Below are 23,577 nucleotides of genomic sequence, written 5' to 3'. Positions count from 1 at the left end.
ATTTATACCTGCTGAGCTTTCGATGTATAGGCTTTGAACCAGGAAACAAATCTGTCAATACCTTCCTGCAATGGGGTTCCTGGTCTATAGTTAACATAAGCAGCCAACTCACTTGTGTCAGCATAGGTAGACACTACATCCCCTGGTTGCATAGGCAACATTTTTAATACAGCTTCTTTACCCGTTGCTTTTTCTATACACCGGATAAAATCCATCAGTTGTACAGGCGATGAATTACCAATGTTGAATATCTTATAAAGCCCGGAAAACTCACTATGCGTGTTCTCTGAGTTTTGTTTCACTTCTTCCACCTCTTCCCTAGTTATGATTCTGATCACTCCTTCTACTACATCATCTACATAAGTAAAGTCACGGGAAAGGTCGCCATTGTTGAACACCTTTATAGGTTCACCTTTCAGAATGGCATTTGTAAACAGGAATGGGGCCATATCAGGACGTCCCCACGGACCGTATACAGTGAAAAATCTTAATCCAGTTGTTTTCAGTCCATACAGGTGGCTGTAGGTATGTGCAAATAACTCATTTGCTTTCTTCGTCGCTGCATATAGACTAACCGGATTATCTACATTATCAGTTTCCTCAAATGGCACTTTCTTACTCATCCCGTACACACTGCTGGAGCTTGCATATACAAGATGTTTCACCTTGTTATAACGGCAGCATTCCAGGATATTCATGAAACCTACAACATTGCTATTCACATACACAAAAGGATTTTCCAGTGAGTAACGTACTCCTGGTTGTGCGGCCAGATTACATACTACATCAAATTGCTCCTGACTGAATAACGCAGCCAGGTTTTCCTGATCATCAAGGTTTAATTTGATAAAACGATAGTTTCCGAACTTTTCATTGTCTGTTAATTTATTGTAGACGATTTTATTAATATCGATACCCGCTTCAGCCAAACGTGCATGTTTCAGATTGATATCATAGTATTCATTGATATTATCCAATCCAACAACATCAAAGTTCATTTCCGCAAGTCTCTTTGCAACATAAAATCCAATAAACCCAGCAGCTCCGGTAACTAATATTTTCATTTTAAATTCACTTGATATGTTATATATATTGAGGTTATCTCTGATCCAGTATCTGACGGAGGATTCTTCTTCCGATCAGGAATATGACCGTGAGGAAGCCAAAAAGAAATGCACCAACTATTAATGCTTTCGCCTTGCCCAGTCGTTCTTTCTTCAGTGGCAATATTGGCTTATCTACTATCTGTATAACCGGCATTTCCTGTGTCATGGCGATCTTACTCAGTTCGAGGTTCTTGATTACTTCAGCATACATCGTTTGCAGAATTACTTTATCTCTAAGAGCAAGTTCGCTGGTAACTCCGGCAACCTGTTTGGCTGGGTTAATATTGAAGCCTTGTACTGATGCAGCAGAATATGTTTGCCTGTTGAGCAAATGTTCGATTGAGTCTGCCTGTCCCTGCAACCTGTCTACACTGATCTTGTTGCGCATGGTCTTCGTATTGATATAAAAGTCCACGGCTTCCTTTACCAGTGTTTCAGTGAATACTTTGGAAAACATTTCATTTCCTGTAACAGTCTTTACAGCAATGAAGCTCACTTTAGGGTTGGGTTTTTCTATTTCCAGTTCGCCTTTTACTATACGCTCGTAGATTGATCCCAGTACGCTATCCTGCTTTAATGTGAATTGGTCCCGTTTTGCATTTGGAGGGAAATGCAGGTTAGCCAGCTCAGGTATCTTCTGCCAGCCTTTGCGATACTCATTAAAATCGATATATAGCTCTGCTAATGTCAGCTCACGATTATTAACCTTACAAGTAGACAGTAACGCTTTTTCGACCATTAACCTTGATTGCAGAAATTCCATGATGTTATCATCACTGAATATTCCTCCCCCTCCACCACCTGAACCAAGATCAATACCAAACTGACTCGCGATACCCATGTAAGCGCCCAGGGGATTAGAGCTGCTTTCTTCAAGAATAAAGGTGAGCGCTGCTGCATACTTAGGTTTCTTAATGTAAGACATTAACAAGCCTACTCCACCTCCTAAAATGCCTATAAGAAGAATGATTAACCACTTGCTTAATAGAAATTTCCACCAGTCTATCAGTTTATAAAAAATCTCTCTAACTGAGATTTCTCCCTGCTGATTACTACGGGACGTATTGTCTGGCTGCATCTGTTTGATATTTTTTATCTTCTTTATAGTGATCTGTGGCTATTACAGTCTGTCCAGAATCGTTACAATAATAAGCGCAACGGATGCCAGTCCACTGGCAATACCTACTGTTGCTGGTGTCAGTCCTTTTCTTTCAGGCTTAGCAGGAACATAAATTTCTGAACCCGGCTTTACTTTAGGATAGCTGTTGAAGAACAATAGCTTCCTGGTACTTTTTACCTCGCCGTTCGCATAGACGATATAACTTCTTCTTTTCAGTGCCTGTGAGGTGAAACCACCTGCACCACGTATGTAAGTTCTGAAAGAGAAATTATTATCAAAACGTACTTTCTTAGGGAAATACACCTCACCGAACAACTGTACTGTCTGCAGCTTTTTAGGTATTCTGATCACATCTCCCTCTTCCAGGTATAGATCATATTTTGATCCCGGATTCTGCAAAATGGTGTTCAGTTCAATACCCAGCAACTGCTCATTACGCTCTATACTAGCACGGGTTTTTGCCACGTCAAAAGTGTCCTGCGCTTTATTGTAGAATACCTCTAACTTGCTGAGCTGGAAAGAACTGTCCTGTGCGTTGGTGTATGTTCTGCGTAGCAAAACTGCTCCTTCTGATGAAGCTTCAGGACGAAGACCGCCTGCACGTTTGATAACATCAGATATACGTTCTTTCTTTGTATTGATAGCATAAGTGCCAGGATACACAACTTCACCATCCAGGGTTACATTTGCCTGTTCACTATAAGATGGTGAGCGGCGTACCACTACTTCATCAAATGGTTGTAACATAAATGCACTTGCAGCTGTGTTGGATGACAGATCAGAATTAATATCGAATTGTTCAGTAATCGCCATTCTCACATCGCTGGAATCAAAGTTTCCACCTGTACGGATACGGCGGGATATTTCAATATGTTTCAGACTTGCCGCATCTTTTAAGCCACCTGCCATCATGATCAGATCTTCCAGATGCATACTGTCCGCGTAGCTGAAATATCCGGGCTGATTAACTTCTCCCCCGATCTTCACAAGGAATTGCTCACGGATAGCAAGTTTTGAGAAGATAATCACGCTGTCTTCACGTTGTAACGGAATATTACTTTTACCAGCAATAACCTCCTGAACATTGAAGTTGATTATGGAAGGTGTATAATCGTCCTGTAGCCTTCTGATAATACCTCTTGTAGTAGCCGCAATTTCCTGAATACCGTCTGCACGTTTGATCAGATCGGCTACAGTCATGCCTGGCTCAAGTGCATAGTCTCCGGCATGGAATACGGCACCGGAAATAGTTACTCTGTTAGTATACCTGTTAATTACTGAGTCTATATAGAATCTGTCACCCGATTTCAGGCGGAAGCTGGCGATAGAGTCTCCCGGTATATTTACATATTCTCTTGCTTTGTTAGTAACTCTCAGAGCTCTGATCACGTCTCTGAAAGAGTTATCGGTATAACCACCTGCAAAGTCAATGATCTGTTGCAGTGTTTCGTTATCCTTTGCCTCAAATATTGCGGGACGTTTTACTTCACCCAACAGTTCCACTCTTTTCTTGTAAGGGCTTACGCGTACAATATCCTGATCCTGCAATACAACATTCCCTTTCAGATCTCCGTTCATCAGGAAATCGTACAGGTCGAAGGATGTAATTTTCTTACCACCTCTTACTACTTCAACATTTCTGAGTGAACCATTTTCGTTAGGGCCTCCTGAGACATATAAAGCATTCGCCACTGTTGCTAAGGAAGGAAGTGTATAGGTTCCTGGACGTACCACTTCACCAATCATAATAACTTTGATACTGCGGATATTTCCTAAAGAAACTTGTACGTTGGTATTTCCAGACCTGATACCCGGATATATCGTGCTCAGCTGTGTGGTAATACGGTTCTTAGCTTCAGTCATTGTCAGGCCGTTCACATATACAGGGCCAACATAAGGTATCCTGATGTAACCTTCCGGAGTTACTTTAAGTGAGTGTTGTACTTCAGAATATCCATATACATCAATGATGATTTCATCATCAGTAGCAATTTTGTAATTGGCCGGAGTTGCCATACGAAGGTTTGGCTCAAAGGTCAGATTCTGCGTATTGAACAGTTCCATACCGAATATTCTACGGCGTTTCATTTCCCGCTCATAGTCTTCTCTGTTCTTTATCTGCTTATATCTATCCTGATAATATTGTGCCGTATCCTGGTCTCCATTAGAGATATTGTATTGACGACCGGATGAATCACCAGCAAACACACCGCTTGCAGGTGTGCTCGTTAGCTCTTTATCCAGATTTAATTGCTGAATACGTGCTTTTAACTTAGCTGTTTCAGTAGAAGATATCCCTCTCTGCGCTGCATAGCTATCTATTTCAGAGAAGCTGACATTATTATTCTTCATCTGCGCAACGATCTGACGGATCTGATCATCCGAAAGATTGTCAACCTTCACCTGACTAAGTTGGGATTGAGAAATGCCAGATACCTGTGCCTGTACACAATAGCCCATCACTAACAATAACAGTTGCAGCAGTAATACTTTTTTCAACATGAATTTCTTGGATAACAAATATTCGGATTATAAAATATCGATTCTAAGCTCGTCGCCTCAGCAAATTTCTTGCCCGGAAAAAATCCGGTGCAAATCTATTAAAAATAACATATAAATATTAACATCATGGAAACCAATTAAATAATTGTCATATGATACCCTGACATACTGTTTTATAGTGATTATCACTTGCTAAAACCTAATTCTCAAAGCTCAACAATTGCGAATAGTTCACGATATATATACACCTCTTCCTGCGTATACCATATACTTTTTACCTTTATTTTTCCCAATTCGTGATTATGAAAAAAGGGGACTTTTCCGTCCCCTTCCGTATCATTATCTCATTATTGACATTCTAAAGGCTCATTTACAACTGTTTATGAAGGCGCTCAATAATTCTAACTCTTTCCTCGTTATCACTTCCCTTATCAGGACACATCCATTTTTGCTCTGGTATATCATATGCTTGACGATAACAGCCCTGACGGCATTAACACTGCGCCAGCATACCCCCTTTCACAACTGTATCCTTCCTGGTTAACGTAACTGCTTCGCCTGCGAAGCGACAGTTGCCCTTATAAACTTCGGGTAGCAAAGCTATTAAAAATAAGAGACAAATGTTCCTTCATTGAAAATCATACACATCGATCAGATTAGATATCAGGGTGATAATTATTTCGATCAAGTCAATCCATCTTCTGCTATTTATACGTTTGTATCTTTCATATGCCGGTCCTGCCGTCAGCACAACTGTACATCAATCCCAAACCACATACCCCCAATTTCATGAGTTTCTCAACATTCCAAGCTCATTTACTGGAAAACGCAGATTTTCTAATGCCTGTTGCCATGTCGTTAACGAAAGATGCCGAAGCAGCCAAAGACTTATACCAGGAGACACTGTATAAGGCACTGAAGAATAAAGACAAGTATGTAGAAGGTAGCAATATCCGGGCGTGGCTTTATACCATTATGCGCAACCTGTTCATTAACGAATACCGTAGAGCTGCAAAGTTTTCAACTGCCTGCGAAATCACACCCAACATCACTAATAACACACTTGCTGAAGTAAATGCCGAAAACATGTTATGCACAAAAGAGATAAAGGGAACCCTTTACAAGCTCCCTGTATCGTTCAAGAAACCGCTATTGCTGTATTGCGATGGTTTCAAATATCATGAAATAGCTGAGATACTGCATGAACCAATGGGTACTATCAAAAGTCGCATTCACCTGGCCCGTAAGTTATTGTATACAAGTATGCCACGCCACTAGCCTCTTGTACCATACACCAATCTGAGATATCGCCTCTCCAGGGTTGATCTATATAGGAAAAACGGCAATTGTACAATAGCAAATACCAGTAACAATACCGGATGAGGCCACATGTAGAAAAGGCCTGAAAAGGTTACCAGTAAACGGGCATACTCCAGGAAGAACACCCAGCGCCGTTGTTCCAGGATAGCGCCGCTATTAATAAGGGTCAGAAATATGACCAGGGAAATGCATGCCTGTACAAACACCGGGATATAGTGCTCAAACAGCAAAAAGAAGAATAATACTGACAGGATAATACCTACCTGCCAAACAACATACTGCTGCAGTTTATTTGAAGCGGCTTCCGCCGTAGTACGAAACAGGTAACGCTCTTCCAGCTTAGGACGAATATCCGGATCAATATGATCGGGGCGTCCGAATATTACGTTCCAGCGTGCCTTGAAGCCTTTAGTCTGCTTCAGGGTATAGATTATTTCCAGGATAAAATGAAAATGCTGCCACAAGAAGCTATGACTGTCCAGCGGCTTTGTCAGTCCGTACTCAGGTTCTTCGTCTTCGGCGACAAAGGTGCCAAACAATTTATCCCATATAATAAAGACATCACCATAGTTTTTGTCAAGGTACTTTTCATTGGAGGCGTGGTGTACCCGATGATGAGACGGAGTAACCAGTATATATTCCAGTATACCCAGTTTCCCTATCGTGCGGGTATGTATAAAAAACGGGTAGATGCCATGTACAAGCTGTACACTAATAATCATTGCCGGCGGGAATCCCATTATTGGTAGTACAGACCAGAAACACATTCTGAAGAATGCCTGGAATACTGTAATGCGTGCAGATACTGTATAATTAAAGTCCTCACTCTGATGATGCACAACGTGCGCCGCCCATAAGACGTTCACTTCATGAGCTAACCGGTGGTACCAGTACCAGATGAAATCTGTAATAATAAGGAGTGTTACCCATAGCAGTACGCTCGAACGGATATTAAATACGCCGAAATGTGAATGCAGATAGTCGTAAATAAAATAGAAAATACCTACTGTGAAGGTATCCAGTAGCCGTTCTGCAATACCAACGTTAATATTACTTACAGAACTGCTGAAGCCGAAATAGTTCTTCCCTGTCTTCCTGGCCACCAGGTATTCAATTCCCATCAGTGCCAGAAATAGCGGGACTGCCCACGCCATGTGATTTAAATGCACGCAAATAAAGTTTCGAATTACGGGTTTCCTCTATTGTTTGGTGGCCAACGGAGCTAAATCAAAACAATATTACAGTATTTTCATCACATTAGTCTATCATTTTTATAGACAATAAAGAACCAATTACAAACGTGCACCTAAGCACACATCTGCAATTGGTATCAGGTATTTAGAGTCTGGCGCGGAAACCTATTGGAATCTCTTTCTTCTCAAAGGAAGGCTCATGTTGATTCATTACCTCCGCGATAGTCATAGGCTGATTAATCACTGTTTCAAAGCCTTGCTTTCCGGAAAGTTTCTGTGCCTTCGGTACAGACAGTTTACCAAACTCGTATTTGGCAATTAACCTTCCTTTACGCAACAGCGCACTGTCTATCTGGGAAAGGTCACTATTAAATGTGCAGATCACCTGTACGTTCATACAGTCTGCAAGCAGACCGTCAGAGAGGTTTAACAGATTTGATACTGACGAGTTACCAGTAGTCTTCCTGTCCATGATAATATTTTCTGCATCTTCAACAACCAGAATAGTATTCGGATTGTCAATCAGCAGATCAATAAAGTCAGGTTGCATCAGGTTGGCTGCGACTGAGGGCGACAAAAAGAGCACTCGCTTTTTAAGCCTGCCTATCAGGTAACGCAGGTAAGTGGTCTTCCCGGTACCCGGCACACCGTGCAGCAGCACGATACCCTTATCATCGTTGGTATTCAGACGCTTATAGATCATCTGATCTATTGCTACGAAATCATCCTCATAGTAAAGGGATAAATCAAGCTTGGTTTTCTTGAACTCCATTGCCTTCAAGGTTAGTCCGCGTTCACCAGAGGTAATCAGGTTGATCTCAAACTTCTTGCGCTTCTCGCGGGTCCGGTATTTACGTACCACGGCAGTGACTTCTTTTACAAAAGTATCTGACTTGCCGTTGTGCAGAATTTCGCAGTAATCATCACCAAATTCGATGACACACTCATTATCCAATACAACCAGGGCCAGATCGTGTTTATATTCCGTGTCTTTATCCCCGATCTCTTCCCTGCTGTATATCTTTACTATCTGCTTTTCGTAGGCCTTTCTAAAAGCGGCCAGTGCTTTTTCTCCATTTATAGTATAAACAAAGCTAACATTAGGCAATGCATTAAAATAATACAGGTAGAAAGGTCTGCTTTCCAGCAATCCGTTCCCGAAAATATTATCTCCTCCAATCACCCGCTGCTGTAAAATATTCTCCATGCTGTTCAAATAAGTGTGCAAATGTACATGTTTAGTCGGTTATCATGTACCGGAACGCGCTAAGCGTCCGGTAATGACAACAATTGGGGGGTTAATGCAAATTAAGATGAAACAAAATATCTTGATTGAACATCTCTTTTTTCATATTTAAGCGGGGCAGGATTACCCCGCTTTACGTTAACTAATTGTACCTACTCAATCCAAAATCTCATAAAAAAACCCGGTCAGCATACAGCAAACCGGGTCATATAACGCTAACGTATATACTACATTACCGCATACCTGGTCTGTTTAGTCCTGACAACATCAGTACTATGCTCCATTCAATTGAATGGCCCTGGCTTTTATATCTTTTTATCCGTTTGCCTTTCATTCAGTTTTGCTGAAAAAAAAAGCCCCGGGTGCTTGTCCCGGGGCTTGTTATATATACGAATTAATCTTCCTCATATAAAACTATAACATGCCCGGAACCCGTTGCCACGACCCTCCGCGAAGGATGCTGGCGCTGTGTTCATTTGATATTGTTTATTGAGCATGTTTTAAATAGTTTATTCGTTAATGATAGTGCAAAGATATAGAGATTATTTGGAGTTTAACAATTTTTTTGCACATTTTTTCTTAAGAGAAACGAGAAATTAATCAGGAATCAGGGAACATTATAGCCAATTACTTCCATCCTGACTTAGATTGTAGCCGGATGCGTAATCTTTAATACCGCCGTACTAATTCCTAATTCATTTCAGATCAGCACCATATCTTCTGCATCCTCTTCTACTACGCCTGCATACTCCCTTTCCAGACGTTTCATCTGGCCAATATGACGCTCGATATGTTTAGTCAGGAAATAGATATACTGATAGATATCCAGTTTACCCAGATGATTGACAGACATATTAGTAAGCACCAGCATTCCTTCGCCGTTTTTCAACAAGCTCAGATTATACATGCACTGCGCAAACTGTTGTTTCAGTAGTGTTCTGATATCTCTCATATCCTGCAAACCACTTGGTTCCAGGTGCTCATTCCTCACCCACTGGAACGCACGGCTGCCTATCACATCAATCTTGTCAAACTTGTCCATGTAGTCTGCCGGAATAATAATTGAATTAGCGGCAGCTTTACGGTCAAGTGCTCTACGTGTGCTCTTATTAATAATAAGTAACAGGAAATAGTTGGTCAGGCTAATGTGCTCCAGCACTTCCCGGATATTCCATTGGTCTGTATCCGGTTTAAAGTGTAACAGGTCGAAATCTTTTTCGAACCAGGTATCTAACTCCCTGAAGTTGGTAAGCAATGCCTCTCTTACTGATTGAATTACGTTTCTCATGATCTGTCAATTTGGGGTTATGTACCTGAACCAGCTCCACTTTCTGTACGGCTATGGCACATAACAGTATTTATAAAATAAAAATAAAAAACCCGGCTCCATCGAATGGGCCGGGTAGCATATACATAAGTTTATGTTGGCTACATACGATGCCCATTAAGCCTCCTTAAGGAGAAGCCTTCCTTTCGTACTATGATCGCCGGCTTTACCAAGCGATACGTATACATCACAGTTATCTCACAGTTGTCTTGCTCAATCATTGTTTAGATTCTTCTAAAGCAAAAGGTCCCGCAATTCCTGCGGGACCTTTGTTATATCATTTGATAACTATCTTTGTTAACAATTGGTGCAACATACCCGCAAACCACTTATGACCTGCTTTTGCTTACAGGACATCGCCGAAATAGTATATTTAAGATTGCGTTTCATTTCATTTATTGCTTGCACAAAGATATTTTTTATTTCTTTTATTTCCGCATTTTTCTTAATAAACTTTTTCTATACCCGCATCAATTTTTTATTAACAGGCAAGTATATCTCAAATCACTATGCATATCAATGAATTATAGTTTGTATGCGCTCAATGCCTGTTACCCCATTACTACTCAAACGTCAAACCTGGACCACCAAAGCACTGGCATTTGCCTGTTTCGATATCTTTCAGATGCCCCTTACAGCACTTATTACGCACTAATTTACCGTTCGTGTCTTCCAATAATCCAACAAAAGATCCGCTATCCTATCCTGAAAGAACTGTAACCTACACACAAAGCCCTGCAAATACACTTACTTCTCTCTGCCTGAACGTCCTTCGGTACTCACACATCACCGCCTGCTCACCATCCCCCATATACCCGCTCCCCCTAAAACAGTTTTAACTGCACCTGCGGACGTTCAAATAAAGACGTATTGAACTCAAAACGCTCCTGGTTAATACCCAGGCGCTTTGTATGTACCTTAAACTGTTGCCTGATAATGTCAGCTATATTGCCCTCTCCCCTCATTCTCCTGCCAAAGTCACTATCACTTACATTACCTCCATGCAGCCCCTCTATCTGATGCCAAACCTTATCTGCCCTATCCGGAAAGTTCTTGTATAACCAGTCATTAAATATGACTTTCACTGCATCGTTCAGGCGAACGACCGTATACCCTGCAAACTTTGCACCATTTTCTGCAGCTGCCTCCAGCAATGCAGGCATTTCATGATCATTTAACCCAGGTATCATAGGCGCTGTCATCACTCCTACCGGAATACCCAGTTCGCTCAACTCCTTCACAATCTTCAATCGCTGCGCTGCGGTGGTGGTACGCGGCTCCATCTTCTGCCTCAGATCTTCCTGCATCGTTGTAATAGAAACGTATACGCATACCAGGTCTTGTTTCGCCAACTGCTGAAGGATGTACTTATCCCTCAAAACCAATGAATTTTTGGTGATAATGCCAACCGGTTGTTTGTACTCCAGCGCTATTGCCAGCAACTGGCGGGTCAGGAACATCTTCCGCTCCAACGGCTGATAACAGTCCGTATTACCTGAAAGTGAAATAGGTTTGGGTACCCAGCTCTTATTATCAAGAAACTTCTTTAATAACTCAGGCGCATTGCGCTTAACTACAATCTTACGCTCAAAGTCCAACCCTGCACTCATCCCCCAGAACTGATGAGCATTGCGCGCATAACAATATATACAGCCATGCTCACACCCCTGGTATGGATTCATAGAATACCACATCCCTACATCCGGGCTGTCTACCTTGTTCACCAGCGTTTTTGCATGCTCTTCCAGGATCTGTGTAGGCACATCGGCCTGCCACCACTCGTCAATACCCTCCGAATGCTCCTGAACATACTCATTCCTGAGAAATCTGTTCTTCGGATTCAATTGGGCTCCACGTCCTTTATAGTAGGGATTTTCAGGTATCCCCTCCTGAAATGGCAAGGTCATACAGCTAACATTTTTAGTAAAATTACTAAATTAATTAGCTATTTGCCAAATCATATTATTTCCATCTTCTGCATAAGGAAAGTAGCATTCTTATTCCGCGCCACACCCTCTCTTATCCTATAATCAAAAAACAGCTGATCATCCTTAATGGTACTCTCAAAACAATAATTCCGTATCCGCTGAGGATAGGTATCCTCCAGATGCCCCAGCTCCAGGTCATGCGTCGCAATCATTCCCAGGCAGTTATACTGTAAAAAGTGCTCAATCAACCGGCGTGAACCCGACAACTTATCCTCTGAGTTCGTTCCTTTCAGTATCTCATCCAGCAAAATAAACACCCTGCTACCTCCTTTTAATACCTCCACTATCTGCTGCAACCGTAGCAGCTCTGCCTGAAAATAGGAAGTATGCTTCGCAATAGAGTCCTTAATACGCATGGATGTCATGATCTGCATAGGGCTGCAACTGAAACGCTCCGCACATACCGGCATTCCGCATAAACTTAATAGCAGGTTACTACCTACACTACGCAGGAACGTACTCTTGCCACTCATATTAGAGCCGGTTATGATCAGGAACTGCTGCGGATCACCAATACTGATACCATTACGAATGCATTCGTCGGCAGGAATTAACGGATGACCGACTCCTGTGGCTACCAGCCTGGATTTATCGTCAGTTACCACCGGGTAAATATACTCCGGATGATTATAGGCAAATGTGGCCATGCTATTCCATACTTCCATCCGCGCTATTATATCGAGCCACTCATTCACCTTATCCTTATTCGCTAACTTCCATTTTTCAAGAGCAACTACACAATGCAGGTCGTAGAGTACCAACGTATTCAATACCACTCCTACCAGCTGATTCATACGCTGGTCCATAGCATTGCAGATTCTTGCCAGCTGGTGCAGAGCCGCGTTGGCCATCGTCGCTTTCTGCTGTTCTTCCTTCAGTAACGCAGCCTGCTCCATACTTTCTTCACTGATCAGGCGAAGTAGGAAGGCAAATTTCTTAAATGTTTTTTCTTTGTTAGAGATCAGCTGGTGCTGCTTGCTCACTTTCTTCAGATTCATTCCCAGTATTAACAGGTTCAGACAAAAGAATAAGGATACCAGCGAGTACTGATCTGTTATAAAATAATACACGATGCCGCCAATCAATAATGCCGGCGCTAACCATCTCGCCACCTGGATGAAACGGTTATTCACAAATTCAACAGGGAGCGACAACCATTTATGTAACTCTGCAACATCCTCAGGCTGCTCTGCTGTCAGGGCAGCATGTGCTGCAAAGTGCTGTCTGAACTTAAACTTAGGCGTCAGTTCCCTGATCACATCCTGATACTGATGGATTAACTGCTCCTGCTGTAACGGGGCCTTCAGCGCATCAGACAATGCCTTCGCGCCCATCAGTGTACCAGTACGGTTAATATGTGCGTACAGGGAAGCATGCCCGAATACATCAAGGTCTCCGGTAAAAGGATGCTGCTCATCTGCAAACTGTTGCCCATCGTCAAATCCGGATTGGCCTGTTGCCCCCAGTTGCCACTCCTTTTCATTTAGCTCCAGCAGGGCTTTCAGCAGCGCCAACTTATCCTGTTGCACCATATAGCTGATCAGCATTGCTATGAATCCCGCCAGTGTAAGTCCGATACCCGGTAACCACCCTGTATCAAAACTTGTACTGAGAAATTTATAAACAAAGTACAGTGCAGCGGCAAAGAAAGCCAGCCTTATCCAGCCCAGTACACTCAGACGACGCTGAATGCCTGCTATCTCTTTTTTATAATCGTAGATCTTTTGTTCGTATAAAGCCAGTGGAGACATTAGTTGTCCGGATTAGTTATGAATAGTCCCAAAAATACACATCCTTCGTATCACTACGAAGGATGCATATATTGAAAGACGTTTTATCAGATAATAATTAAGCGTACTGTCTCTTCAGCAGCTGAGGATATTCCTGGCTTACTTTCATTACCAGCTCACCAAACAGTGTGTTAGCCCAGGCAAACCACTTACGGGTATACTTGGTCGGATCATCCTTATGGTAAGACTCATGAATAAAGCCGGTTTCTCCATCTGTATTACGCAGCGTTTTCAGACATTCTGCAATCTCTTCCGGATTGCTGCTGGTCAGCGCTTTCATAATGATACTCATTGGCCAGATATAGTCAGGACCAGTGTGCGGACTACCTACGCCATCACCATACTTGCCTTTGTAGAACCAGCAATGGAATGTGCTCCATACAAAGTGGCGGGAGTTCTGATACAATGGATCATCTGCTGTAGTATAACCCAGGTAAGGGATAGACAACAGGCTTGGTACGTTGGTATCGTCCAGGAACAGGCGGTTTCCATAACCGTCTACTTCCAATGGATACATGTTACCCAGCTGCGGATGCTCCACAATAGCATAAGCCTTGATGGCTCTGTCTACTTCCTCTGCCAGTTCTGTACACTCTTTTGCGAAAGCTGCATCCTTGAATACTGCTGTACTGATCTCGCTCAACTGATGCAGGGATACTACTGCAAACATGTTAGACGGGATCAGGAATGGAAACACAGTCGCATCATCTGAAGGACGGAACAATGAAACGATCAGACCTACAGGTTGCATTGGTGCACCGTAACCGCCATTTGGCGCAGTATCTGACTGGATCGGAGTTTTACGCTGGAACTTGTATGGGCCTTTACCTTCTTTACGCTGCTGCTCTTTGAAGGTTTTTACGATCAGCTTTGCCGCTTTTTTATACGTATCATCCAGCACACTTGTATCGCCGCTCACCTTCCAGTAGTTATATGCCAGACGCACGGTGTAACAAAGAGAATCGATTTCCCATTTGCGCTCGTGCAGTTCAGGTTTCATCTCTGTCAGATCGGACTCCCATTCGCTTCCGGTTGGTCCTTCGTTAAAGGCATTTGCATACGGATCGATCAATACGCATTTTGTCTGCCTGTTCACGACACCTGCAATCAGTTGTTTCAGTTTATCGTCTTCTTTTATCAGGGACAGATAAGGCCATACCTGTGCGGTAGAGTCACGCAGCCACATAGCATGGATATCACCGGTCAGTACGAAGGTGTCCGGACGACCATTTTCTGTCTTAAACTGTACGGTAGTGTCCAGGGTGTTTGGGAAACAGTTCTCAAACATCCAGGCCAGTTTAGGATCTGCGATCTCTTTTTTGATTGCAGTGATCGCTTTTTCTACCGCCTGACTGGTAAATTTACGTTGTGCCAGCGGAGGACGCTGAGATACATAACCTACCGGATTACTGAATACCGCTTTTGGAAAACCCAGCGCTACTGCGCCGGCCAGCAAACTGCTGTTCCTGATAAAATCTCTTCTTGCCACCATTTCTAGTATAGATTTTCTATTACGATTGCATTCTGTTTCTACGACCTGCAACTCATAAACGTGAATAATGGGGTGAAAATAAAAAAATACGGCAATATTCCACAGTTACGATTTTCGTAAATTACAAACTTTACCGGCTCCACGTTGCCGTAACCACGTTCAAACACCAGAACAATATGACTGATAATCTATCAAACAAGATCCGAATTGTAACGGCAGCTTCCCTTTTTGACGGCCATGACGCAGCTATTAACATCATGCGGCGTATTATGCAGGCAAAAGGGGCGGAAGTGATCCACCTGGGACATAACCGCTCTGCCGCAGAAATTGTGGACTGCGCTATCCAGGAAGACGCTCAAGGTATTGCCATTACCTCTTATCAGGGCGGACACATCGAGTTTTTTAAATACATGTATGACCTGCTCCGCGAGAAAGGATGCGGCCATATCAAAATATTTGGCGGAGGAGGTGGTACCATCCTTCCCACCGAAATCGAAGAATTACACAGCTATGGCATCACCCGCCTCTATTCCCCCGACGATGGCCGGCAAATGGGCCTCGAAGGGATGATCGAAGACGTGATCCGGCAGTGTGACTTTGCCACTACCCAGGGACTGAACGGCCATTTGCAGGAGTTACCCTCCCGCAATGACAAACTGATTGCCCAGGCTATTACCATTGCAGAAAACGACGCCCTGAAGCAGCCCCTCCCTTCCAAAACAATAGGTGCAGGCATTGTTCTGGGTATTACCGGCACCGGCGGAGCAGGCAAGAGCAGTGTAACCGATGAACTGGTCCGCCGCTTTCTACACAACTTTGAGGAAAAAACCATTGCCGTCGTCTCTGTAGATCCGTCCAAGAAAAAGACCGGCGGTGCCCTACTCGGTGATCGCATCCGTATGAATGCCATCCACCACCCGCGGGCCTATATGCGCTCCCTGGCTACCCGGGAAAGTGATAAAGCTGTCAGCGCCCACGTACAGGAAGCGCTCGACATCTGCAAAACTGCCGGTTTTGACCTTATCATACTTGAGACCTCCGGTATCGGACAAAGCGACACGGCTATTACCGAACACTGTGATGTAGCCCTTTATGTAATGACGCCGGAATATGGTGCCGCTTCCCAGCTTGAAAAGATTAATATGCTAGACTATGCGGATGTTATCGCCATCAACAAGTTTGATAAAGCTGGTGCACTTGACGCCTTGCACGATGTACGGAAGCAATACAAACGCAACCATCATCTCTGGACTGCCACAGACGACCAGGTCCCTGTAATCGGTACCATCGCCTCCCAGTTCAATGATCATGGCATCAACCAGCTATTTGAAAAGCTACTGGCAGTCATTGATGAGAAAACCGGGGTACGCTTTGGCAATGTAACGCATGAAACCACAGACGCTACTACCACTAAGTCACAGATTATCCCTCCTTCCCGCGTACGCTATCTTGCAGAAATCAATGAAAGCATCCGGGACTATGGGAAATGGGTGGACGAACAATGTAGTACTGCATCCCGTCTGTACCAGCTTGATGGCACAGCAAAGCTGCTGGATGAAAGTCAGCAAAACATGCTCAAAGACATTGCCGACCACCTTCGTACACAATTACATCCGGAATGCCGCCAGTTACTCGATAAATGGGCTGATCTGAAAAAGCAATATACAGCTGCCTTTTATGAATACCAGGTTCGTGACAAAGTCATCAAACTGCCGCTTTACAGTGAAAGCCTTTCCCAGTCTTCCATACCTAAAATCAGTTTGCCGAGATACAACGACTGGGGAGACATCCTGCGCTGGCAACTCACCGAGAATGTACCCGGTGAATTTCCTTATGCAGCCGGCGTATTTCCGCTGAAACGTGAAGGCGAAGACCCGACCCGCATGTTTGCCGGCGAAGGCGGACCGGAACGTACCAACAAACGCTTTCACTATGTATCCATCGACCAGCCAGCCAAACGTCTCAGTACTGCATTTGACAGTGTGACGCTGTATGGAGAAGATCCAGCGCATCGCCCGGACATCTACGGAAAAGTAGGTAATTCCGGGGTAAGCATCGCTACCGTCGATGACGCCAAAAAGCTATACAGCGGCTTTGATCTTTGTGATCCGAAAACATCGGTATCTATGACCATTAATGGTCCGGCACCAATACTACTGGCTTTCTTCATGAATGCAGCCATCGATCAGCAATGTGAAAAGTATATCGCAGAGAACGGGCTGACGGATAAAGTAACTGCCATCATCCAACAGAAATTCAGTGATAATCCATTACCTCATTACAACGGAGAACTACCAGCGGGCAACAATGGGCTCGGCCTGCAGCTGCTGGGTATTTCCGGTGATGAAGTGCTGGAAAAAGACGTTTACGAAAAAATTAAAGCACATGCACTATCTACTGCAAGAGGCACCGTACAAGCTGATATTCTTAAAGAAGACCAGGCACAGAATACCTGCATTTTCTCTACCGAATTTGCCCTTAAATTAATGGGCGATGTACAGGAGTACTTTATCAGTAAAAAAGTGCGCAACTTCTACTCTGTCAGCATTTCCGGCTATCATATTGCAGAAGCAGGTGCCAATCCTATAACGCAACTGGCCTTCACGCTCGCCAACGGATTTACCTATGTTGAATACTACCTGAGCAGGGGTATGCACATAGATGATTTTGCACCCAACCTGTCCTTCTTCTTCAGCAACGGCATGGATCCGGAATATGCAGTGATCGGAAGAGTAGCCCGTCGTATATGGGCCAAAGCCATTAAGTATAAATACAAAGGCAATGACCGTTCCCAGAAACTGAAATATCATATTCAAACTTCCGGACGTAGCCTGCATGCACAGGAGATTGACTTCAATGACATCCGTACTACGCTTCAGGCACTGTATGCCATTTACGACAACTGTAACTCCCTGCACACAAATGCTTATGACGAGGCAATTACAACGCCTACAGAAGATAGTGTACGCCGGGCGATGGCTATCCAGCTGATCATCAACCGGGAACTTGGTACTTCCAAAAACGAAAATCCTACACAAGGCTCCTTCTTTATTGAAGAACTGACTGACCTGGTAGAGGAAGCTGTCATGGCAGAGTTCCAGCGACTTACTGAAAGAGGTGGCGTATTAGGTGCCATGGAAAGGATGTATCAGCGTAATAAGATACAGGAAGAAAGTCTGTATTATGAATCACTGAAGCATACCGGCGATTATCCTATTGTTGGCGTGAATACCTTCCTGAATAAAAAAGGATCCCCTACTGTTATTCCGCAGGAAGTGATCCGTTCCACTGCAGAAGAAAAAGAGTTTCAGATCAACACCCTTGCTGCCTTTCATACACGACATGAACAACGTAGTTCAGCGGCGTTACAGCAATTGCAGCAGGTAGCCATCAATAACGGTAATCTCTTTGAAGCGCTGATGGAAACGGTCAAACACTGTTCACTCGGACAGATCACGCATGCGCTGTATGAAGTAGGAGGACAATACAGGAGGAATATGTAAGCCGATTTTCCGGTACCTGGCATTGCACCCGTTGCTATTTCGTGTTGTCTTTCAAAGTGGGTTACTCTACCAGGCAATCACGGAATAGTTATGTATAAGGACGCGTTAACAAACGCGGATTTTTACAATAATACTGATGTATTTTGTTAAGTACAACAGTACAAAGCTATGTAAAAAACCGGTGGAAATCTATGCGGAAACTACTGATTTTTACCTCAGACAAAACTCCATAAATAATTGATAAACAATCATTTAACAAAAATACATTTATCAAACGCGGCGCCGGCGCAGGCATACTGCTGAATGGTAGTTCTGGCGGCATTTTACTTGCCGGCATCGCGATTTTCATAGCTAATCCTATCTCAATCATCTTACGTTCATCTTACGTTTATGAACGTAGGATGAACGTAAGATGATGAAGATAGAATCGTCCTGAAACAGGTTTACATTCATTGAAAAGTGTAAACAGGCAAAATCAAACAATCAGGCTGGATCTCCCCGAAACAGGTCGATAATATGTGCATGGATTTCATGCAACAAGCTTTCAACCGATATTATATTAAATGACCTGCACCATAACTTCATCGTGAAGAGATTCCCACTTCCCGTACAATATCCGATCATAGTTTTACAAGAAATAAAATGCTGACCTGCCAAGAGCAACATTGGAGGCGTCATATACGAAGTATCTATATGTGAAAAGAATGTTACGATATGTTTCTTAAGTGAGCAGCGGATTCTACAGTAGCATTCAGGAACCCCTTAAAACAAAATGCCCCTGCATAAAAAATTTATGCAGGGGAAGAAAATCTCACCGAATCAAAAACACATCGAGAGATTTCATTGACGTGGAATTAGATAATATTTTACGTGGAATCTATAAAACGTGGAACTTATAAAAGCTAATATTCTAACATGGAATTACATAAAAGCATTAACGTAGAATCATAAAAGCATTAACATGGAAATTTATAAAAGCAACATGGAATATTATAAAAGCTTCGTTTTAACGTAACATGGAAAAATATAAAAGCAATATGTTGAAAATCTACATTTCTTCGTTCTTTTGAATTTCTAGTTAGCGGGTTTTCAAATTGGCAATTGCTACCTTAGAAATTCAGACTTAAATTTTGGCCTTTCAGATACTTTCGTTTCGTTACACAATCTTAATTAAATTTTTGTTAATAAAAAACATTTTTAACATCTTTTTTTAAAAAATAATAAGTGTAAAAAGTACGAAATTATACACAAACTAGCCACAGTAGCGAATTTCAATGATTTCGGCCAATACTTTCAAACTATTTGTATTTTACGTCCTGATAGCATTTTTATATGTATACGAAAGAAATAGAAATCACTTTGCTTCAATTAGCAAAGGACCTGTTACGGAAATTGCAGCAAAAAGAAAGTATCCAGGAGCTCGATGAGACCCTGGAAAACCTTCGCCGTGTTATTATTTATAATGACTGGCGTTATTATGTGCAAAGCGATCCTGTACTAAGCGATTACGAATACGATCAGTTGTTTGCCTGGTTGAAAGAACTGGAAACTGCCAATCCAGACAAAATTAGTGCCGACTCCCCTACACAGCGGGTCGCACTGGGCATTACCAAAAACTTTCCGACAGTACAGCACCTGGTGCCGATGCTGAGTCTGGAAAACTCTTATAATGCAGACGACCTGTATGATTGGGATCGTAAAGCCCGCGAACTAAGCAAACTCGCAGAAATTGAGTATTGTATTGAACCAAAGTTTGACGGGGCAAGTATATCTCTGATATATGAAAATGATAAGTTTACCCGTGGTGCCACTCGTGGAGATGGTGTATCCGGAGAGGATATCACGCAGAACATCCGCCAGATACGCTCTATTCCATTGAGTGCTAACTTTGCTGCCCACGGTATTCAATCCATAGAAATCAGAGGGGAAGTACTTATTAATAAGAATACTTTCAAAGCATACAATGATCAGCGCGCAGCTGACAATCTGCCTCCGCTGGCTAACCCACGCAATGCTGCCTCTGGCTCCTTACGTATGGTAGATCCGCGGGAAGTAGCCAAACGCGGCCTGGAAGCGTTCCTCTACCACATGAGCTATCACGTGATGGAAGATGGAAAGACAGAACCCGGCGAAATCAGAACACACAGCAATACACTCCAGCTACTGGCCAGCCTCGGCTTCCGGTCTCCTGCAAAGGAAATGAAAGTGGTTAAAGGCATACAGGCTGTTATTGATTATGTACTCGAATTTGAAAAGGAAAGAGATAATCTTCCTTACGAGATCGACGGTATGGTGATCAAAGTTAATGACTATGCGTTGCAGGACAGACTGGGCATGACCACCCATCACCCTCGCTGGGCAATGGCCTATAAGTTCAAAGCCAGGCAGGCTACCAGTAAACTACGTAATGTGGAGTTTCAGGTAGGCCGTACCGGCTCTATTACTCCGGTAGCGAAAATAGACCCTGTACCTATTGGTGGTGTGACTGTAGGCTCCATCTCCCTGTTTAATGAAGATGTAATCAAAGAAAAAGATCTGAAAAGAGGAGATACCGTACTCGTCGAAAGAGCGGGCGATGTGATACCTTATATAGTGAAATCACTCGCAGATATGCGCGATGGCACTGAAGAAGATATTAAATTCCCGACAGAGTGCCCGGTGTGTAATGAGAAGCTGTTCAAACCTGAAGGCGAAAGTGTATGGCGATGCACCAATCTGAGTTGTCGGGCACAAGTACTGGAAAGGATGATACACTTTGTAAGTAAAGATGCCATGGACATCCGTAGTCTGGGAGAAAGCAACGTCCGTAAGTTTTACGATCTCGGACTGATGAAAGACATCCCTGGAATCTACAGAATAGATTTCAGTAGGCTGGAACAGGAAGGAGGTTTCGGTAAAAAGTCGCTGACCAACCTGCAAACCGCTATAGAGCAGTCTAAAACACAACCTTTACATAGACTCATCTTTGGTCTGGGCATCCGTTATGTAGGCGAGACAACTGCAAAAACGCTGGCCAATGCAGTACATCACCTCCTGGATTTCAAAGATTGGACTGCCGAACAATTGCTTGCACTGGAAGATATCGGTCCTAAAGTGGCAGGCAGCATCAGTCAGTTCTTCCGTCTGGATGATAATATCCATATGCTGCAGGAACTGGAATCATTAGGGCTGAACCTGAAAAGTACCAAAGCGGATCATCCTTCAGGCGGAAACCTGGAAGGCCAGACTTTCCTGTTCACCGGTACTTTGAACAAGCTGAAACGCAACGATGCAGAAGCTATGGTAGAGCAGCAAGGTGGCAAGATACTGAGTGGAGTGAGCAGCAAACTGAATTTCCTTATTGTAGGAGATGATGCGGGCAGCAAACTCGAAAAAGCTAAGAAGATTAATACTATCCGCATTCTGAGTGAGGATGATTTCCTGAAAATGATAGCCTCGGCAACACCGGTTGCTGAAGAATAAAGCATAAGAGCAGCATGGATGATAAATATTATATGCAGCAGGCGCTGAGAGAAGCGCGTAAAGCATTTGACGACGGTGAAGTACCAGTTGGGGCAGTAGTAGTACTTAGCGATAAGATAATAGGTAAAGGCAGTAATCAGGTAGAGAAACTAAATGACTGCACTGCACATGCTGAAATGCTGGCATTAACGGCAGCGTTTAACTACCTGGGCAGCAAATACCTGATGGAGGCAACGCTATACGTTACACTGGAGCCTTGCCTGATGTGTGCAGGCGCGCTTTACTGGAGCAAAATAGGCCGGATCGTCTATGCGGCAAAAGATGATAAAAACAGTTACCGCAGAGTAGCGGGCGACGCTTCTCCTTTTCATCCTAAGACGAAAGTAGAGCAAGGTCCTTGTGAAGAAGAGAGTCTTCAGCTGGTAAAGACCTTTTTCGAGCAGAGAAGAAAATAAAGCAAAAGCGGCGTTGCCTTTAAAGGACAACGCCGCTTTTGTTTATCAATGATGATAATTGTTTTAGTTTTTCTTTTCCATCAGTTTATTCATCGCCATCATCTGCTGCATGGTATGCTCCATCCCTTCTGAAGAGCCATCCAGGAAGAGAACGTTTCCTTTACTGTTTTCTGCAAAGTGCTTGATCGCTTCTGTCCACATAGAGAACAATATTACAGAAGTATCGAGATTAGCCTGTTGCATTTCCTTAGCAGCCATGGTCATACCTTTAGCTACCTCTTCACGGAACAGGGCCACGCCCATACCACGTAATTGTGCTGCCTGACGCTCTGCTTCCGCGGCAATCTTAATGGCATTACCATCTGCTTCAGCAGCTTTGGTTTTGGTAATCAATAACGCCTGACCTTCATTTTCAGCAGCTGCTTTCAGGTTATTGGACGCTACAACCTGCGCCATGGATTTCATAATCGCATCATCGAAAGTGATGTCATTCATCTGAAGATCCTGCAGGTGATACCCCCAGGCCTCCAACGTCTGGTCAATCTGCTCTTTAACGTGCTCAGTAATATCGCGGCGCAGGCCAAGTACTTCTGACTGACGTTTGGTGGCTACGAAGCCACGGATGGAGCCTTCGATGGTACGAACCAGCGCCTGCATAAAGCTACGCTCGTCCAGGAACTTGAAGGCGACATTTTTGATGGTCTCTTCGTCCTGATTCCATACGGAATAAAGCAGCATGGCTTTAAAGTAAACGTTGGCCTGGTCAACCGTGATAGCCTGAAATTCCAGCTCTACAGAACGGTTCTGGATGGAAATGCGTTTAAATACCTTTTCAATGAGGGGGATTTTAAAGTTCAGGCCAGGGAATAAGATCCGGTTATACTTACCGAAAATTGTGGTGACACCTATCGTACCTTGCTGTACGGTTACGAAACTGGTGAAAATGACGAGCAGTAGGATGCCGCCTGCTATGATGTATACAGTACCCATAATCTGGAGTTTATGAGTATAAATGTATGATAAAAGACGACAATATGGAAATAGCTTTGTCTGAGACCGTTAAGATTATATAA

Annotated in this window: 14 protein-coding genes; 4 read left to right on the top strand and 10 right to left on the bottom strand. The window is 43.3% G+C overall.

Translation table 11 applies throughout. The annotated features are described in order from the left end of the window. Nucleotides 1–2: 2 nt before the first annotated feature. From K1Y79_RS19015 to K1Y79_RS19005, 3 genes are read right to left on the bottom strand one after another with little or no spacing between them, the layout of a single operon-like run. Nucleotides 3–1,064, bottom strand: coding sequence for an NAD-dependent epimerase (locus tag K1Y79_RS19015; protein ID WP_220251740.1), 1,062 nt, complete (start codon nucleotides 1,062–1,064; stop codon nucleotides 3–5). A 34-nt stretch (nucleotides 1,065–1,098) separates the two neighbouring features. Further along, nucleotides 1,099–2,184, bottom strand: a complete 1,086-nt coding sequence (locus K1Y79_RS19010) for a hypothetical protein (protein ID WP_220251739.1) — start codon at nucleotides 2,182–2,184, stop codon at nucleotides 1,099–1,101. A 42-nt stretch (nucleotides 2,185–2,226) separates the two neighbouring features. Then, complete coding sequence (locus K1Y79_RS19005; protein ID WP_220251738.1) at nucleotides 2,227–4,728, bottom strand: SLBB domain-containing protein; 2,502 nt, start codon at nucleotides 4,726–4,728, stop codon at nucleotides 2,227–2,229. A 789-nt stretch (nucleotides 4,729–5,517) separates the two neighbouring features. On the opposite strand from K1Y79_RS19005, the gene K1Y79_RS19000 reads away from it, so the two are divergent. Continuing rightward, on the top strand, nucleotides 5,518–6,006 hold the full coding sequence (locus K1Y79_RS19000) for an RNA polymerase sigma factor (RefSeq protein WP_220251737.1): 489 nt from the start codon (nucleotides 5,518–5,520) through the stop codon (nucleotides 6,004–6,006). Here the strand turns inward: K1Y79_RS19000 and K1Y79_RS18995 are convergent. The 6 genes from K1Y79_RS18995 to K1Y79_RS18970 form a co-directional block, all read right to left on the bottom strand. Then, nucleotides 6,003–7,202 (bottom strand): sterol desaturase family protein, encoded by a 1,200-nt coding sequence (locus K1Y79_RS18995; protein WP_220251736.1) that lies wholly within the window; start codon nucleotides 7,200–7,202, stop codon nucleotides 6,003–6,005. The genes K1Y79_RS19000 and K1Y79_RS18995 overlap by 4 nt on opposite strands. A 184-nt stretch (nucleotides 7,203–7,386) precedes the next feature. Further along, nucleotides 7,387–8,448: an AAA family ATPase gene (locus tag K1Y79_RS18990; RefSeq protein WP_220251735.1), complete on the bottom strand. Its 1,062-nt coding sequence runs from the start codon at nucleotides 8,446–8,448 to the stop codon at nucleotides 7,387–7,389. 739 nt (nucleotides 8,449–9,187) lie between these two features. Further along, nucleotides 9,188–9,775 (bottom strand): DinB family protein, encoded by a 588-nt coding sequence (locus K1Y79_RS18985; protein WP_220251734.1) that lies wholly within the window; start codon nucleotides 9,773–9,775, stop codon nucleotides 9,188–9,190. 863 nt (nucleotides 9,776–10,638) lie between these two features. Then, nucleotides 10,639–11,721, bottom strand: coding sequence for a PA0069 family radical SAM protein (locus K1Y79_RS18980; RefSeq protein WP_220251733.1), 1,083 nt, complete (start codon nucleotides 11,719–11,721; stop codon nucleotides 10,639–10,641). A 50-nt stretch (nucleotides 11,722–11,771) separates the two neighbouring features. After that, nucleotides 11,772–13,553 (bottom strand): MutS-related protein, encoded by a 1,782-nt coding sequence (locus tag K1Y79_RS18975; RefSeq protein ID WP_220251732.1) that lies wholly within the window; start codon nucleotides 13,551–13,553, stop codon nucleotides 11,772–11,774. Nucleotides 13,554–13,650: 97 nt separating this feature from the next. Beyond that, entirely contained in the window at nucleotides 13,651–15,084 is a 1,434-nt protein-coding gene (locus K1Y79_RS18970) for a glycoside hydrolase family 125 protein (protein ID WP_220251731.1), read from the bottom strand. Between the two features lie 176 nt (nucleotides 15,085–15,260). On the opposite strand from K1Y79_RS18970, the gene K1Y79_RS18965 reads away from it, so the two are divergent. The 3 genes from K1Y79_RS18965 (at nucleotide 15,261) to K1Y79_RS18955 (ending at nucleotide 22,504) form a co-directional block, all read left to right on the top strand. Next, nucleotides 15,261–18,587: a methylmalonyl-CoA mutase family protein gene (locus K1Y79_RS18965; RefSeq protein WP_220251730.1), complete on the top strand. Its 3,327-nt coding sequence runs from the start codon at nucleotides 15,261–15,263 to the stop codon at nucleotides 18,585–18,587. 1,332 nt (nucleotides 18,588–19,919) lie between these two features. Continuing rightward, nucleotides 19,920–22,049, top strand: coding sequence for an NAD-dependent DNA ligase LigA (ligA, locus tag K1Y79_RS18960; protein WP_220251729.1), 2,130 nt, complete (start codon nucleotides 19,920–19,922; stop codon nucleotides 22,047–22,049). A 14-nt stretch (nucleotides 22,050–22,063) separates the two neighbouring features. Continuing rightward, the gene (locus tag K1Y79_RS18955; RefSeq protein ID WP_220251728.1) at nucleotides 22,064–22,504 is read left to right on the top strand and encodes a nucleoside deaminase; all 441 of its coding nucleotides are present in this window, start codon (nucleotides 22,064–22,066) and stop codon (nucleotides 22,502–22,504) included. Nucleotides 22,505–22,567: 63 nt separating this feature from the next. Here the strand turns inward: K1Y79_RS18955 and K1Y79_RS18950 are convergent, their stop codons facing one another. Beyond that, a complete protein-coding gene (locus K1Y79_RS18950; protein WP_220251727.1) occupies nucleotides 22,568–23,494 on the bottom strand; it encodes an SPFH domain-containing protein in 927 nt (308 codons plus the stop codon). Nucleotides 23,495–23,577 lie beyond the last annotated feature (83 nt).

The organism is Chitinophaga rhizophila (assembly GCF_019492185.1).
Taxonomy (GTDB): domain Bacteria; phylum Bacteroidota; class Bacteroidia; order Chitinophagales; family Chitinophagaceae; genus Chitinophaga; species Chitinophaga rhizophila.
The sequence above is the reverse complement of the archived record's forward strand: the minus strand, read 5'-3'. Positions and strand labels throughout refer to the sequence as shown.